The sequence below is a fragment of the Flavobacterium niveum genome, from assembly GCF_055231775.1.
The window spans coordinates 191,607-206,315 of sequence record NZ_JBUYSX010000007.1 but is presented as its reverse complement, the minus strand read 5'-3'; the positions used below and the strand labels follow the sequence as shown (position 1 = coordinate 206,315).

The window sequence follows — 14,709 nt, the reverse complement described above, 5'->3', positions numbered from 1 at the left end:
TACCTACAGTGTTTTGCCATATTATGGTTTCCAGTAACCGGGAAATTTACAAAGTGAAATTAAACAAAATCGCTTTTGCTATTTTTATAGTTGTAATAATCTTTTTGATATCTGATGCTGCAATCAGGCTAACTGTTGGTACTATTCTGTCAAAGAAAATTCAAAGTATTATAATCCAGTATCTTTTTACATACCTTATAACTATAGCCATAATACTGCCAAGAGTACGCCGTAAACAAATAAGGAATCGTTTACTTTCATCATAATTCCCAAAGACAGACATGAACGACCTACTAAACGAAGACGAGTTTTTACCGAAAGAGTATAATCCGTGGAAAAATTTTATACTGTTTTCGGCACTGTCAGCCTGCTTTAATATTGCCTGTCTTTACTCGACTAAGGTATTTGAAATTTATTACCCCGACCTGATTAATCCCATACTGTGCATCTGTGTTTTTATTAGTGCCCCGTTGTTTTCGGTGTTCGCCGTTTTCACTAAAAAAGAAATGTACAGTACTAAACCGGAAAGCCGGAACTACGGCATCGGTCTGGTGTATATAGCCTCATACCTGGCATTTATGACGCTTGCAATGATAGCCCATTTTACACATGAAGTGAAAATCATAGATTTAACGGGGGTAGTAGCAGGAATATTCCTTATGTATACCGTAAATTATGCTATTACAGCACTCATCATCCATTATATTATAAAGCGTATTTTAAGAAAACGAAAACAAGGCTAACCATGAACGACCTATTAAATGAAGACGAGTTTTTACCGAAAGCATATAACCCCAAGGGATGGTTTGCGCGGTATTATGTAGCAGCCATAGTCATATCAATTATTGTATTGCTCACCTTTAAGTACCTGATTCATCTTCAAAATTTCACCGCTATAATTTTGTCGGGTATAGTTACGGGGGCCATCATCCCTTTAGGTTTGTCACTGGCTATGGTATGCACAAAAAAAGAAATCTTATTAGATACACCGAAAAGCCGTTTACTATCAGGGATATTAACGCTACAGCTGTGCTATCTCACCCCAAGGCTTTTCAACCTGTTCTATTCTTATTTAATGATTTACTTTTCCGAAGGGATACCCGAAGTTTTTATACCCCTGGCAAGCCCGTTTGTCCTTTTGATTATAACATACCTTATCACAATTGCTATTGTTATTCCCATAACAAACCGTGCCCGGAAAATAAAACGGTCTTTACCCCAATAACGCCCTGGCATGCGTCAGCGCCGATTCGCTTACATCCTTACCACTCAGCATTTCAGCTATTTCGCGTACACGTTCGTCACCGGTAAGTAGCTTCAGTTCGCTCACGGTGGTGTCGCCCTGGGTTTTCTTAAATACCTTGTAGTGGGTATCGCCTTTAGAGGCTATCTGTGGCAGGTGCGTTATGGCAAATACCTGCATATCGCGGCTCATGGCCTTCATGATATCGCCCATTTTTATGGCAATCTCACCCGATACACCCGTATCTATTTCGTCGAAAATTATGGTAGGTAATTTTGAGTACGTTGCCAGTACGGCCTTAACCGCAAGCATAATGCGCGACATCTCGCCACCCGAAGCCACCTTTTTCAGCAACCCGAAATCAGTCCCTTTATTGGCAGAAAACAACAGCGTTATACTGTCCTTACCGTTGGCATAATACGTCTCCCCCATTTCCATATCAAACCGGAAACGCGAGTTCGGCATGCCCAGCTGCACCAGTATCGCCGTGATTTTATCTACCAGTACCGGTACCGCCCCTACCCTTTTTTCATGCAGTTCGGTTGCGGTTGCATCGGCTTCAGCCTGGGTACGCTGTACTTCGGCTTCTTTTTCGGCTATGGCTTCATCCAGCCCTTCGACAAAACCAACTTTCTCGCCCAGCTCCTCATAAATGGCAATAAGTTCCTCTACGGTAGCCACGCTGTGTTTCTTTTGCAGGGCGTAAATAAGCTGTAGTTTCTGGCTGATTTGTTCCAATGTTTCAGGGTCGTTCACCAAGCCTTCATACCCCTGCGAAAGGCTTTCGCTTATATCGTCAAGCTCTATGATAAGGCTGTTTACGCGCTCGTAGTACCCCGCATATTCTTCGCTGATGCTGCTTATTTTTTGCAGTGCCTGGCGTATTTCCTTCAGGTTTTGCACCGCACCCATCTGCTCTTCAGTAGCCACAGCAATGGCTTTCGCCATATTCTCGCGGATAAACTCCACATTGCTTAGCTTCTCCAGTTCGCTTTCCAGTTCGGCCTGCTCACCTGCTTTTAGCTTGGCAGCCTCAAGTTCGGTAAGCAAAAAGGTGTTGTAATCCTGTTCGCGGTTTAGGGTTGCCTTTTGTTCGGTAAGCTTTTTCAGGGCAGTTTGCGCCGATTTATAGGCGGCCAACTGCTTTTTATAGGTTTCAAGCAGCGCAGTGTTACCGGCCACGGCATCCAGTATCTGCATCTGGTATTGCTCGTCGCTCAGTTCACGCGTTTGCTGCTGGCTGTGTATATCGATAAGGAAATCACCCAGTTGCTGCACCTCGGCAAGGTTTACAGGGCTGTCGTTTATAAACGCACGGCTTTTGCCCGAAGGCAGAATCTCGCGACGGATGATGGTCACTTCCTCATAGTCGAGGTCGTTTTGCTCAAAAAAATCGCGCAGGTTATACCCCGAAATTTTGAAATGGGCTTCCACCACGCATTTCTGTTCTTTGTCCTTTAGCGAACCGAGGTCGGCACGGTTACCCGATACCAGACCCAGCGCCCCAAGGAGGATGGATTTACCGGCGCCTGTTTCTCCCGTAATGATGGAAAAACTGCCTGTAAAATCGATATGAAGGTGCTCTATGAGCGCAAAATTCTTTATTTGAAGTGTTTGCAGCATAAGTGTTCCGATGCAAAGTGCCCCACAAATATAGCCTTTTTAAAATTACGAATTGGAGAAAAGTCTTTGACACGAATCACACAAATTTACACCAACTTCTGTCAAGATTGAATTAGTAAAAATTCGTATAATTCGTGTCAAGAATATTAGACGCTACGTGCCTTTCCGTCAAACATATAAATCCACAGCATGCGCGACAGCCTGAAATTAAACGTACTCATCAGCACCGCCATTACAGCCACACCGCTAATCATAGCACCTGAGCTTTTGGTAAAAAACTGCATTACAGCAAACAGTGCTATCATTTCTGCTACGGTCAGTGCATAGCTTACGTACATTGATCCGAAAAAGTAACCGGTTTCCTTTTCAAAATGGTGCCCGCAGCAGCTGCACTCCTTGTGCATTTTAGGCATTTGGAACAAAAAGATGTTGCCTTTGGTTTCAAACACCTGGCCTTCGCCGCACTTAGGGCATTTCTCTGTTATAATATCGTGAAACTGTGACATAGCTTAAAGATTTTGATATACAAATTTACCCACAGAATACACTACAAGGCAATAGCTTTATTACGCAATAATTTGTACTTTTAGGACATTGTTAATCCCGCTCACGGCTCCGTCATTGCGAGGAACGAAGCAATCTTATAAAGTAACTTGTAATGATGAGATTGCTTCGTCGTACCTCCTCGCAATGACGGAACGGGCTGGGGTGAGGCCAACACACACATACCATGAAACCCGTACACGTACTCAACATAAACCAGTTCAGCCACGGCGATAAGGAGGATTTCCATACCAATACGCTGGAAAACCACCTGCAAACACGCCATAAAGACATTGCCGAGCCGCACAGCCATAACTTTTACCTGGCCATACTGTTTACCAAAGGCTCAGGGCGGCACGAAATAGACTTTACCGATTATGAGGTGAAGCCCGGCGCATTGTTCTTCCTGAACCCGGGGCAAACACACCACTGGACACTATCGCCCGATACCGAGGGGGCCATCTTTTTCCACACGCGGGATTATTACGAGCAGTTTTATACCGGTAGCAGGCTGAGTGATTTCCCGTTCTTTTTTAGCATGCACAACAGCCCGTGCGTATATCTTGAGGGATTGGAATTAGAGCGTATGGATTATTATTTTAGTAATGTATTGAGGGAGGATGCACTGGGGAAAAACATGAAAAAAGCCGCAATATTAAGTTACATCAGCCTGGTATATATTAATGCTGCACGGATATTCTCTGAAACCGGCAACCAGGAAGCCAGCCATACCGACAGCGGTTATTATACAAAATTCAGGCAGTTTGAAGCCCTTGTGGAGGAGCATTACACCCGCGAAAAGCTGCCCGCCTTCTACGCCGAAAAACTGCACATAACCCCACGACACCTGAACCGCATAACGCAAACCGTTACCGGCAAAACCGCCACCGATGCCATACTGGACCGCGTACTGCTGGAAGCAAAAAAGGAACTGGTGCTGCGGCGGGGCAACTTTAAAAGCATAGCCGAAGTGCTGGGCTATGTGGATTATGCGTATTTTTCGAGGGTATTTAAAAACAAAACAGGCGAAACCCCGAGCGATTTTGCCAAACGATATACAAAAAACTGATGATGGAAACACCCAAAATTATAGGCAGTGCTCCCATACTGGCCGTAGCCGATGTACAGGAAACCGTAAACTACTATACCGAAAAACTGGGATTTGAACTGATAGCCACCGTACTGCAACCACCTGTATACGGCATGGTACAGCGTAACGGTTTCCAAGTGCATTTTGGCAAGGCAGAAACACATACGCCTAACCGCACACACCGTGGCGACCTGCCCGATTTTATCCTTTGGGTACCGGAAATCGATGTTTTTTATACGGAAGTAAAACGCCGTGGCGCTACCATAATCACAGGCATAGAGTTACGCCCTTACGGCAGCCGCGAGTTTGTTATAGAAGACAACAACGGTTACCGCATCCTTGTAGGCGACTAATTATTGGCAATGATAAATACCTCTACCCTGCGGTTAGCCTCGCGTTCTTCAGGTGTCTTTTCAGGGATGGTATAAATAGGTTTAGACACGCCAAAGCCTTCAAACGACAGGCGGCTCTTTTCTATACCGTTTGTAAAAAGGAACATCATTACCGCTTTGGCACGTTGCGTAGAAAGGTCTTTGCGGTCTTTAGTCATACAGCATACGTGGCCCTGAAGCTTTATTTTAAGGCCCGGATTAGAGCGCATTACCTCCAGCAGTTCGTACAGCCTCGGGCGCGAATCGGCCATTACAGCAAAGGTATTCTCCTGGAAGTTCAGGTTGGGAATTACAATGGTTTCACCCGTTTTGGCAGTGTTTATACGGTTCATAAACGCCACATCAAGCTTCATATCGTCAAAACCGCCACGCATGTTCGGCACCTTTATTGTAGCCGGGAACTCAACAGGTTTGTCAGAGGCAACAGGCTTTACCGGTTCAGGTACTATACCTAATATTTCATTTTCTTTAGCCAGGTCTTTCTCCTGCAAAAAGTAAATAGTAGCCTTACGGTTTTTGGCCTTCACGGCATCCTGCTTGTGCAGTTTACCAAAGCTGCGGGTTTTAAAATCCTCGCGTATTTTTACATTGCCCTTAATGATATTATAGACTACACTTACCCTTCGCTGTGCCAGCGTATCGTTAAGGCCTATAGAGCCGTCCTCATCAGTATAACCGTTTATGGCAAGTATCTTAGATGTTTTGTTAGAAGCCATCCATTCGCGCAGGCGGGCCTGCTCTGCGGTGGTGAGCTGGTGTTTATTGGTTTCAAAATATACCGAAAACTGTTCCTGGGCATAACCTGCCGCAACAGCAAAAAAACACAGCAGTACAAAACAAATACGGTTCATGGGCTTTAAAATATTTATCTAAACGAATATAGACTTTATTTTATTATACACGCTACGTATTACAAAAATGATAACATAAAAAAATCCCCCACGCCAGGCATGGGGGACAAAATATAAAAATAAAAACGGCAATTAGTTTTTGATCACCTTCTTGCTCACCGTACCATTATCTGAAGTAATATTCATAACATAAACACCCGCAGCAAGGTCGGCTATGCTTACCTGTGCTGTAGTAGTATTTACCTGTTGGGTTTTCACCACGCGGCCATTAACATCTGTGAACGACACAGCATTGATTGTAGCTGTACCTGTCGAAACATTAACTACATCTGTAGCCGGGTTAGGGTATACCGAGAAAACGGCTTTAGTATTATCTGCAACAGCAGCAGCAGTAGTAGTTTCCTGTACCACTACATTATCTATATACCACGAAGTAGTACCTGCATCAGCTATAAACTGTATCATGTTTACCGTAACACCTTCACCTTCATAGAAAGCAGTTGTAAATACCAGTTCATCGTTAACGTAATAGTTGATTTCGTTGTTATCTGTATCGTAATCTGCACGTACGTTTGTCCATACCTCGGCATCCATATTGCCTATAAACTCATAGTCAGAATCGCCGTCGCCATAAAACACATAGATACTGCCATCGGCATAATAGAAATAAAGCGCCGAAGCTGTAGTATACGTACCCGAAGTATAGTTAAGCCCTGTAACCTGGAAACCTGTGCCCGACGTAGCAAAAGCATCGGTAAGCACATCCATAGAAATGCTGTAGGTAGTATAAGGGTTGTTGAAGTAAAGGTAACCGCCCGTATAGTCATTTGTAATAGGTGCGGCAAACTTTAGCGAATTAAGGCCGTCGCCACTACTGTAATCTTCTGAAACCTCCATAGGGTCGGTGTCAGTAAATACCCCCCAGTAATCGCTTTGGCCTGAAATATCCCCAACAGAAAACCCTTCGGCTTCTTCAAAAGAAAATGTAAGTTGGGCATTGGCGCTAACAAAGGCAAAAATCATTAAGCCCGTAAGTAAAAATCTTTTCATTATAGTGATAGTTTTAATTTTTATAAAGGAAACAAAAACTACCCGCTTATAAAACCCCTGAAACCGCCGTTTACCGCACTAAACAACTGGATTACCTACTAAAAACAGGGGTAGGAACAAATTGACATCAAACCCAGACCTCAAGGCATAAAAAAAGGCCCCGCCATTGGCGGGGCCTTATGTATATTATAAAGGTATACTAATTAGTTTTTAACAACTTTCTTAGTTACAGAACCTTTATCAGAGTTGATAGTCATCATATATACACCTGTAGCAAGGTCAGAAACGCTTACTTGTGTAGTAGCTACACCATCAAAGCTTAGTGCTTTTACAGTACGGCCGTTGATATCAGTAATGTTAACGCTGTTGATAAGTGCGCTACCAGTGTTAGAAATGTTCACTACGTTTGAAGCAGGGTTAGGATACACTGCAAGTTTAGTAGTTTCGAAAGAATCATTACCGGCAGTACCTGTTACAGTTACAGCATCAAGAAGAAGTGCGCTCTGTGCGGCAGTAGTGTTAGTAGGACCTGTAAATTGGAAACCTAGGTAGTAAACACCGTCAGCAGGAACTGTAAACTCATAAGTCCTTTCAGTAAATTCAGTATCAGTAACTTCTTCTTCAGCAGCAACTTCTATAGTTTGTGCTTCAGGAGTGTTATCATCACCTACAGTTACCCAAAGGTTTGTAGAGTTACCGTTACCGTTAGTATCAAGTGCAGCATTCATTACATAGAAGCTAAGATTTACAGTAGTGTTACCTACAAGGTTAAGGCCACGAGAGAATAACCATGATTCTGCAGGGGCACCAATACCTATAGCACCGGCAAAGTAAGTACCGTCTTGTGCAGGAAGGCCTGTACCACCAGAATACCTGTTCCATGCACCACCTGTAGGGTTAACAGTTTCTACTGACCAACCTGCAACGTTAAGTGCCGGCTCTTCAAATCCAAACTCGTAAGGAAGGTTTGCAGGAGAAAGAAGGTCTGTATAGAATACATACGGGCCATCCCATCCGCTGTTAGCAGTTTCACTACAGTTAGCAGTAATGTAGAAGTTGTAAGCAGTACCTTCTTCAAGGCCGTCAAGTGTAAACTCTATACCGTCTACATCTACAGTAGTACCAGTACCAAGTTCAAAACCAGGCTCACCGTACTCTACAGTGTAAGCAGGAGAATCTCCTTCAACACCTATTGTTATAGAGCTGTCTGTAAGATCACTTATAGTAAGGTTAGTAATAGGTGCACATGCAGTGATGCTTACATCGTCAAGGAATACGATGTCTGCATCGTATGCTACATAACGGAAACTTACTTTAACGTCAGCTTCACCAGCATAGTCAGTAAGGTCTAAGTGCTTGTAAAGCGGAGTGTAATCTGTAAACAGGCCTTCATCGTTTTCAGTGTAAAGCTCAGTCCAGTTTTCACCACCGTCAGTAGAAACAGCAACGATGAAATCACCGTTATCGTTAGGATCTACCATGTACTCATAACCTGTAACAAGGGTAAAGTTAAGGTAAGCAGAAGTATAATTGCTAAGGTCGATGCTTGGAGTGATTAGCCACTCGTCAGAATCATCAGCAACCCATGCCACACCTGCAGACTGGGCTCCGCTTATAGCGTTGTTACCTGTAAACAATGACCAGTTATAATCAGGATCAGTGTTAGTGTTAATCACTTCCCATCCATCCGGCGGGAAGGTTTCACCTTCAAAATTCTCAGTAAATGCAACCTGACCGTAAGATAGGCCACACAAACCAAGCATGCTTAAAAGAAGTAAATGTCTTTTCATGATGATAGTTTTTATTTTCCCCAAAAATAATAAAAAATATATACGTTACAATTTATTTATATTAAATTTATACAAAAAATTGGTGTAATATGTACTATTTCAATAATATGACCGAAAAAATTTTAACATCACTACACCGTTTTAACTTGTAAAAACCGCCTTACAAACCCGAAATAAGGTAGAAATCAGCGAGTACCAGCGCCGCCATTGCTTCTACTATAGGCACTGCGCGGGGTACTACACAGGGGTCGTGCCTGCCTTTGCCATGCATTTCTACCACATTACCGTCGCTGTCTATAGTTTGCTGCGCCTGCATTATGGTAGCCACAGGTTTAAATGCTACCCTGAAATAAATATCCATACCATTACTTATACCGCCCTGTATACCCCCCGAAAGGTTGGTTTTAGTACTGCCGTCGGCATTAAAAATATCGTTGTGTTCGCTGCCGCGCATTTTGGCACCGCAAAAACCGCTGCCGTATTCAAAGCCTTTTACAGCATTAATGCTCAGCATGGCCTTGCCCAGTTCGGCATGCAGTTTGTCAAAAACCGGTTCGCCAAGCCCCGCAGGTACATTCTTTATTACACAGGTTACGGTGCCGCCTACGGTATCACCGTCTTTTCGCACCTCCTTAATATAGTCTTCCATACGGGCAGCCACTTCGGCATCGGGGCAGCGTACGGCATTGCTCTCCACCAGGCTGAAGTCAATTGCCTGGTAAGGCTTCTCTAAAAATATATCACCTACCGACGATGTATACGCCTGAATAGTAATACCGGGCAGTACCTGGCGGGCTATAGCACCCCCTACTACCCTGCTTATGGTTTCGCGGGCACTGCTGCGGCCACCGCCACGGTAGTCGCGCACCCCTACCCCATATTTTTTATCATAGGTATAATCAGCGTGCGACGGACGGTACACATCTTTAATATGAGAATAGTCGTTACTCTTTTGGTTAGTATTCGGCACCATAAAACCTATAGGGGCACCGGTGGTTTTCCCTTCAAATATCCCCGAAAGGAACTGCACCTCATCAGGCTCCTTGCGCTGGGTTACTATAGCACTCTGGCCGGGCTTACGGCGGTTTAGCTCATATTGTATGGCATCCATATCCAGCGTTATGCCCGGGGGGCAGCCGTCTATAACGCCGCCTATGGCCGCGCCGTGCGATTCGCCAAATGTTGTAAGCCTGAAAAGTGTGCCGTAGGTATTGCCTGCCATGTTTACTGTATTGATTTTAAACAAATGTAACAAATACTGCCCCTTTTTCGGGATAAAATTTTTAGAAACAATACCATAATACAACACAGCATTGCCAAAACATTTTATTAACCTTATAGCAACCAACATATTATAACTACACCCTTATTTTGCAAGAAACACGACAGATGAAAAAAAGAGTTGTAGATATCGTAGTATTGTCCGATATCCACCTTGGCACATACGGTTGCCATGCCAAAGAACTACTGCACTACTTATCAAGTATTAAACCCAAGACCCTTATCCTTAACGGAGACATTATAGACATCTGGCAGTTCCGCAAATCCTACTTCCCTAAGTCGCACCTTAAAGTCGTTAAGAAGCTGCTTGATTTTGCCGCGAAGGGAACCCGCGTATATTACATTACCGGAAACCACGACGAAATGCTGCGCAAGTTTACCGACACTACCATGGGCAACTTCAGCATTGTAAACAAAGTGGTACTGGAACTGGACGGTAAAAAGGCATGGTTTTTCCACGGCGACGTGTTCGACAGCTCGGTAAACTCAGCCAAGTGGATTGCAAAGCTGGGCGGCCTGGGTTATGACTACCTTATATTATTGAACCGTTTTGTAAACTGGATTTTGGTAAAAATGGGCCGCGAACCGTATTCGCTTTCCAAAAAGATAAAATCGGGCGTAAAGCAGGCAGTAAAATTCATCTCGGATTTTGAAACCACCGCTGCCGATATTGCCATAGAAAACAATTACGATTACGTAGTGTGCGGGCACATACACGAGCCGTCTATGACCGTAAAGGAAAACAAGAAAGGCAGCGTTACCTACCTTAACTCGGGCGACTGGATAGAAAACCTTACCGCACTGGAGTACCACAAAAAGAAATGGAAGTTATACCGCTATGCCGACGAAGCCACTAAAATACAGGTAACTGAGGAAGAACCGGAGCCTGAATTTAAGCTTGAACACCAACTGGTAGCCACGCTTATTTTTAATAAAAATTAATCGGTAAATATCTTAAAATGTTGGTTATATTAGCGCAAAACTTAATATACCCTAACACTAATGAAAAAAATTGCTTACACACTTGCCGCCCTTGTTGCGGTAATGGCCTTTTCATGCAGCAGCGACGACAATAACAACAGCGGAGGCGACAATACTGCCGTATATCTGCCACTGGATAACGGCGACTACTGGGTTTATGACACTAATACCACAGGTGCTGAGGGTTCTGTAGACACATCGGGGCGCGACTCGCTTTATGTAGCGAATGATACGGTTATAGGCGCCAACACCTATAAGAAGTTTAAAACCCTGGCAGCAGCCACCGGTTTCTATTCAGGTTCGCTTAGCGGAAATGCAGTAAGGCAGGATGGCAGCAAACTACTGGTTACGGGGAGCACTTCTATAGCAGTATCTGAAGAGATACCGTTTAGCATTGCCATAACCGATTTTCCTTTTTTTGATGCCAATGCCACAACAGGGCAGCAGATAGGCATTACTACAGGAGCGTTTCAACAAACAGTACAGGGCTTACCCCTTACTTTTACCTATACGCTAAAAACTACCGCCGGCGAAGACCTTAGCAACATAGCAATTAACAGTTCAAACTATACCGATATAAAAACGGTGGTTACCACCCTTAAACTTAAAATATCGCTGGACCTGTTAAACTTTGCCTTACTTCCCGAACAGGATGTGGTAACTTCAACACAATATTTTGCCAAAAATGTAGGTGCCGTTAATACATCTACCTACATTACTTACTCCCTTGCCGATTTGTCTTCATTAGGCATAGCGCTACCTATACCGCAAAGCGGTACAATCCAGCAGGGTGAAAACCTGGATGCCTATAACGTAGAGTAATTAAATACCTTAATAAATTTTCATACAAAATCAGGGTAATGATAGTCTGGCCGAACATGCTGAAGCCGATTATCATTACCCTGATTTCTTTTACAAGCTCCCTAAACTCCCTGTTGTAAGGCCCTTACATTTTTTAACAAAAATCTAACTGTTAAAAGTTTAACATACTACTATTCTTACGAAACCAGTCGTATTAATTTTGACGTAGGAAAATAAAACGACTACGATCATTATGAAAAAAGTATTATTTACAGCGTTTTTGTTAGCAGGAATTGCACTAAGCGCACAAGCACAGGACCGCAGGAATGCACTGGGTTTAAGGCTGGGAGATAACGATGGTTTTGGTGGAGAAATATCGTACCAAAGAGACTTTTCAAGCAGCAACAGGCTGGAACTTGACCTTGGATGGAGAAATTCTAACGACTACGACGCCTTTAAACTTGCAGGTTTATACCAATGGGTATGGAATATAGAAGGCGGGTTTGACTGGTACGCCGGTGTAGGTGGTGGTGTAGGTTCATGGAGCCACGACTATGACGGCCCGGGACCCAACGACTATGATGACGATGGTACCTTTATATTTGTAGCCGGTGACATAGGTATAGAGTATAACTTTGATATACCACTACAGCTATCACTTGACTTCAGGCCGGAACTTTACTTTAACGATGATTACAGGGGCGACAACTTCGGTCCGGACATCGCGCTTGGTATCCGCTACAAATTCTAAGAATAAAACACCCCAAAAAACAGTCCCGGTGGCCTATGCCGCCGGGATTTTTATTTTTACACGGCTATGCAGGCCTGAAAATCAGTTTACAACGGGCTAACATTAAATTTATGATAAATAAACCGCGCCCCTCGCTGCCAAATGAAAAAAGCTGTAAATTAGTTTTTACAATTTTTTACTGAAATGCTCGAAAAAGTAATTGTAGGAAGCGAAGAATGGTGCGCTTTCCCCGAACTTGGGATACCTACTATAAAAGCCCGCGTAGACTCGGGCGCAAAAACCTCTGCACTCCACGCCCTGAACATTGTACCTTTTGAAAAGGACGGCGAAAGCTGGGTAAAATTTGACATTCACCCCATACAGAACAATACCAAGGCGGTAATACACAGCGAAGCCCCGCTTATAGACAAGCGCGTGGTAAAAAGCAGCAGCGGATACCGCGAGCAGCGCTACGTAATAAAAACCCGTATACAGGTGGGCGACCAGGACTGGGAAATAGAAATGACCCTGACCAACCGCGACTCTATGGGTTTCCGTATGCTGCTGGGACGCGAGGCCATGAGCGGACGCATATTGGTAGACCCTGAGCAGAAATACCTGCTGGGCCAGCCTACCAAAGAAAAACTGAAGGAATACTACGAAAAAAGCGACGAGGAAAAACGCGGTCTGCGCATAGGTGTACTGGCCAGCAACCCGGAATTATACAGCAACCGCCGTATTATGGAGGCAGGCGAAATGCGCGGACACGAAATGCACTTCCTGAACCTGAAATACTGCTACATGAAGCTGGATGCCGATAAGCCCGAAATACATTACCGTGGCGGCCGTGTGCTTAACGACTTTGATGCCGTAATACCCCGCATACGCCCCAGCATGACGTTTTATGGCTGTGCCCTAACCCGCCATTTTGAGGCGCTTAAAGTATTCTGCCTTAATTCATCTACCGCTATAAGCCAGAGCCGCGATAAGCTGTATTCGCTACAACTACTCTTAAATAGCGGTGTAGACATCCCCACCACTGGGTTTGCCAACTCGCCACTGGACACTAACGACCTTATAAAAATGGTAGGCGGCACGCCGCTTATTGTAAAGCTGCTGGAAGGCACACAGGGTAAAGGCGTGGTACTTGCCGAAACCAAAAAAGCTGCAGAAAGTGTTATCAACGCATTTAAGAGCCTTAATGCCAACATACTGGTACAGGAATTTATAAAGGAAGCTAACGGCAAGGACATCCGTTGCTTTGTTATCGACGGCAAGGTGGTGGCTTCCATACAACGTGAAGCACTTCCGGGTGAATTCCGCGCGAACATCCACTTGGGCGGTACTGCCAGTGTTATAAAAGCCACTGCCGAAGAAAAACGCATTGCCATAAAAGCAGCCAAAGCCATGAACCTTAAAGTGGCAGGTGTAGATATTATCCGTTCGTCTAAAGGGCCGTTGCTGCTGGAGGTAAACTCATCTCCCGGCCTTGAGGGCATAGAAGGCGCTACCCAAAAAGACATTGCAGGCGAAATGATTAAGGCCATTGAGAAAAACTTTAAGTGGCAATAAATAAATGAATAAAACCGTCATAATAATACCGGCAGCAGTAGGGATGCTGATAAGCGTAGTGGGCTACCTCTTCAGGATAATGCACTGGCCGGGCGGGCAAAATATGCTTATGGCAGGCGGTATACTGATACTGGTAAGCGTGGTGTTTATTTTTATAAACCTGCTGCGAAAGCAAGACAGATAACCGTTACAACACAAAATAATGAAAGGCCGCCTGTAATGGGTGGCCTTTTGTGCTTTAGTAATACAATTTTTACAAAAGGTATTACGTTAATTAACAAAGCTGCCTGTTGGTTTTAACAAGTGCTTTACCTAAATTTATCGTGCAGTAAAGGTTTAATCCCATAATCCCTCCCCGCCATGAAGACAAAGTTACTTTTTGCTTTTGCCCTGCTACTAAATATAGCGCTCTACGCCCAGGATGGCTGCGCAAAATTTAAGGACGGTACCTTTAAGGTTACCGACCCAGCCACAAAAAAAACGAGTATCATTACCCGTAACGGCAACAAGCAAACCGAGAAAATGGAGGATGCAGAAGAGGTATACGATTTTGACGTGGTTTGGGTAGACGACTGCACCTATACCATTACCCCTACTGCGGCTACATCGGCGCGGAATGAAACCCTGCAAAAAGCCGGAACCATGATGGTAAAAATCACCAAGGTAAAAGAACACTCCTACATACAGCGCGTTACCGTAGCCAGCAACCCTAAATTCAGGAGGATAGACGAGGTGTTTGTAGTAGAACCGGCTAAATAGTGT

General features: G+C 44.2%; 16 protein-coding genes. 10 read left to right on the top strand and 6 right to left on the bottom strand.

Annotation, left to right across the window (positions count from 1 at the left end; all coding sequences use genetic code 11):
- Positions 1–281 precede the first annotated feature (281 nt).
- Positions 282–743: a hypothetical protein gene (locus tag ACZIX4_RS17485; RefSeq protein ID WP_463336933.1), complete on the top strand. Its 462-nt coding sequence runs from the start codon at positions 282–284 to the stop codon at positions 741–743.
- Between the two features lie 2 nt (positions 744–745).
- The gene (locus ACZIX4_RS17480) at positions 746–1,225 is read left to right on the top strand and encodes a hypothetical protein (protein WP_463336932.1); all 480 of its coding nucleotides are present in this window, start codon (positions 746–748) and stop codon (positions 1,223–1,225) included.
- On the opposite strand, the gene recN is transcribed toward ACZIX4_RS17480, so the two are convergent.
- Together recN and ACZIX4_RS17470 are read right to left on the bottom strand one after the other, a co-directional pair.
- Positions 1,214–2,866: a DNA repair protein RecN gene (gene recN / locus ACZIX4_RS17475; protein ID WP_463336931.1), complete on the bottom strand. Its 1,653-nt coding sequence runs from the start codon at positions 2,864–2,866 to the stop codon at positions 1,214–1,216. The genes ACZIX4_RS17480 and recN overlap by 12 nt on opposite strands.
- A 146-nt stretch (positions 2,867–3,012) precedes the next feature.
- Positions 3,013–3,372 (bottom strand): DUF983 domain-containing protein, encoded by a 360-nt coding sequence (locus tag ACZIX4_RS17470; RefSeq protein WP_463336930.1) that lies wholly within the window; start codon positions 3,370–3,372, stop codon positions 3,013–3,015.
- A 224-nt stretch (positions 3,373–3,596) separates the two neighbouring features.
- Between ACZIX4_RS17470 and ACZIX4_RS17465 the strand changes: the two genes are divergently transcribed.
- Positions 3,597–4,478 carry an AraC family transcriptional regulator gene (locus ACZIX4_RS17465; protein ID WP_463336929.1) on the top strand — a complete coding sequence of 294 codons (882 nt, stop codon included), beginning with the start codon at positions 3,597–3,599 and terminating at the stop codon, positions 4,476–4,478.
- Positions 4,479–4,480: 2 nt separating this feature from the next.
- Positions 4,481–4,852 (top strand): VOC family protein, encoded by a 372-nt coding sequence (locus ACZIX4_RS17460; protein WP_463336928.1) that lies wholly within the window; start codon positions 4,481–4,483, stop codon positions 4,850–4,852.
- Here ACZIX4_RS17460 and ACZIX4_RS17455 read toward each other — a convergent pair.
- The 4 genes from ACZIX4_RS17455 to aroC form a co-directional block, all read right to left on the bottom strand.
- Positions 4,849–5,742, bottom strand: a complete 894-nt coding sequence (locus tag ACZIX4_RS17455; RefSeq protein ID WP_463336927.1) for an OmpA family protein — start codon at positions 5,740–5,742, stop codon at positions 4,849–4,851. The two genes, ACZIX4_RS17460 and ACZIX4_RS17455, sit on opposite strands and share 4 nt — an antisense overlap.
- A 132-nt stretch (positions 5,743–5,874) precedes the next feature.
- Complete coding sequence (locus ACZIX4_RS17450) at positions 5,875–6,792, bottom strand: T9SS type A sorting domain-containing protein (protein WP_463336926.1); 918 nt, start codon at positions 6,790–6,792, stop codon at positions 5,875–5,877.
- Between the two features lie 203 nt (positions 6,793–6,995).
- Entirely contained in the window at positions 6,996–8,582 is a 1,587-nt protein-coding gene (locus tag ACZIX4_RS17445; RefSeq protein ID WP_463336925.1) for a choice-of-anchor J domain-containing protein, read from the bottom strand.
- Positions 8,583–8,742: 160 nt separating this feature from the next.
- Positions 8,743–9,804 carry a chorismate synthase gene (gene aroC / locus ACZIX4_RS17440; protein WP_463336924.1) on the bottom strand — a complete coding sequence of 354 codons (1,062 nt, stop codon included), beginning with the start codon at positions 9,802–9,804 and terminating at the stop codon, positions 8,743–8,745.
- Positions 9,805–9,971: 167 nt separating this feature from the next.
- On the opposite strand from aroC, the gene ACZIX4_RS17435 reads away from it, so the two are divergent.
- The 6 genes from ACZIX4_RS17435 to ACZIX4_RS17410 all read left to right on the top strand — a co-directional run bounded on the left by ACZIX4_RS17435 (position 9,972) and on the right by ACZIX4_RS17410 (position 14,706).
- Positions 9,972–10,805: a UDP-2,3-diacylglucosamine diphosphatase gene (locus tag ACZIX4_RS17435; protein WP_463336923.1), complete on the top strand. Its 834-nt coding sequence runs from the start codon at positions 9,972–9,974 to the stop codon at positions 10,803–10,805.
- A 60-nt stretch (positions 10,806–10,865) separates the two neighbouring features.
- Positions 10,866–11,666, top strand: coding sequence for a hypothetical protein (locus ACZIX4_RS17430; RefSeq protein WP_463336922.1), 801 nt, complete (start codon positions 10,866–10,868; stop codon positions 11,664–11,666).
- A 232-nt stretch (positions 11,667–11,898) separates the two neighbouring features.
- Positions 11,899–12,396, top strand: a complete 498-nt coding sequence (locus ACZIX4_RS17425; RefSeq protein ID WP_463336921.1) for a hypothetical protein — start codon at positions 11,899–11,901, stop codon at positions 12,394–12,396.
- A 183-nt stretch (positions 12,397–12,579) separates the two neighbouring features.
- Complete coding sequence (gene rimK, locus ACZIX4_RS17420) at positions 12,580–13,947, top strand: 30S ribosomal protein S6--L-glutamate ligase (protein WP_463336920.1); 1,368 nt, start codon at positions 12,580–12,582, stop codon at positions 13,945–13,947.
- Positions 13,948–13,951: 4 nt separating this feature from the next.
- Positions 13,952–14,131 carry a GldL-related protein gene (locus ACZIX4_RS17415; RefSeq protein ID WP_463336919.1) on the top strand — a complete coding sequence of 60 codons (180 nt, stop codon included), beginning with the start codon at positions 13,952–13,954 and terminating at the stop codon, positions 14,129–14,131.
- A 176-nt stretch (positions 14,132–14,307) separates the two neighbouring features.
- Complete coding sequence (locus ACZIX4_RS17410) at positions 14,308–14,706, top strand: hypothetical protein (RefSeq protein ID WP_463336918.1); 399 nt, start codon at positions 14,308–14,310, stop codon at positions 14,704–14,706.
- Positions 14,707–14,709: the final 3 nt, after the last annotated feature.

Bases quoted from the DNA above. Each gene is read 5' to 3' on its own strand.
- ACZIX4_RS17480 (WP_463336932.1), top strand. From the start codon at position 746: ATGAACGACCTATTAAATGAAGACGAGTTTTTACCGAAAGCATATAAC.
- ACZIX4_RS17455 (WP_463336927.1), bottom strand. From the start codon at position 5,742: ATGAACCGTATTTGTTTTGTACTGCTGTGTTTTTTTGCTGTTGCGGCA.
- recN (WP_463336931.1), bottom strand. From the start codon at position 2,866: ATGCTGCAAACACTTCAAATAAAGAATTTTGCGCTCATAGAGCACCTT.
- ACZIX4_RS17415 (WP_463336919.1), top strand. From the start codon at position 13,952: ATGAATAAAACCGTCATAATAATACCGGCAGCAGTAGGGATGCTGATA.
- rimK (WP_463336920.1), top strand. From the start codon at position 12,580: ATGCTCGAAAAAGTAATTGTAGGAAGCGAAGAATGGTGCGCTTTCCCC.
- ACZIX4_RS17485 (WP_463336933.1), top strand. From the start codon at position 282: ATGAACGACCTACTAAACGAAGACGAGTTTTTACCGAAAGAGTATAAT.
- ACZIX4_RS17460 (WP_463336928.1), top strand. From the start codon at position 4,481: ATGGAAACACCCAAAATTATAGGCAGTGCTCCCATACTGGCCGTAGCC.
- ACZIX4_RS17450 (WP_463336926.1), bottom strand. From the start codon at position 6,792: ATGAAAAGATTTTTACTTACGGGCTTAATGATTTTTGCCTTTGTTAGC.
- ACZIX4_RS17445 (WP_463336925.1), bottom strand. From the start codon at position 8,582: ATGAAAAGACATTTACTTCTTTTAAGCATGCTTGGTTTGTGTGGCCTA.
- aroC (WP_463336924.1), bottom strand. From the start codon at position 9,804: ATGGCAGGCAATACCTACGGCACACTTTTCAGGCTTACAACATTTGGC.
- ACZIX4_RS17430 (WP_463336922.1), top strand. From the start codon at position 10,866: ATGAAAAAAATTGCTTACACACTTGCCGCCCTTGTTGCGGTAATGGCC.
- ACZIX4_RS17410 (WP_463336918.1), top strand. From the start codon at position 14,308: ATGAAGACAAAGTTACTTTTTGCTTTTGCCCTGCTACTAAATATAGCG.
- ACZIX4_RS17465 (WP_463336929.1), top strand. From the start codon at position 3,597: ATGAAACCCGTACACGTACTCAACATAAACCAGTTCAGCCACGGCGAT.
- ACZIX4_RS17435 (WP_463336923.1), top strand. From the start codon at position 9,972: ATGAAAAAAAGAGTTGTAGATATCGTAGTATTGTCCGATATCCACCTT.
- ACZIX4_RS17470 (WP_463336930.1), bottom strand. From the start codon at position 3,372: ATGTCACAGTTTCACGATATTATAACAGAGAAATGCCCTAAGTGCGGC.
- ACZIX4_RS17425 (WP_463336921.1), top strand. From the start codon at position 11,899: ATGAAAAAAGTATTATTTACAGCGTTTTTGTTAGCAGGAATTGCACTA.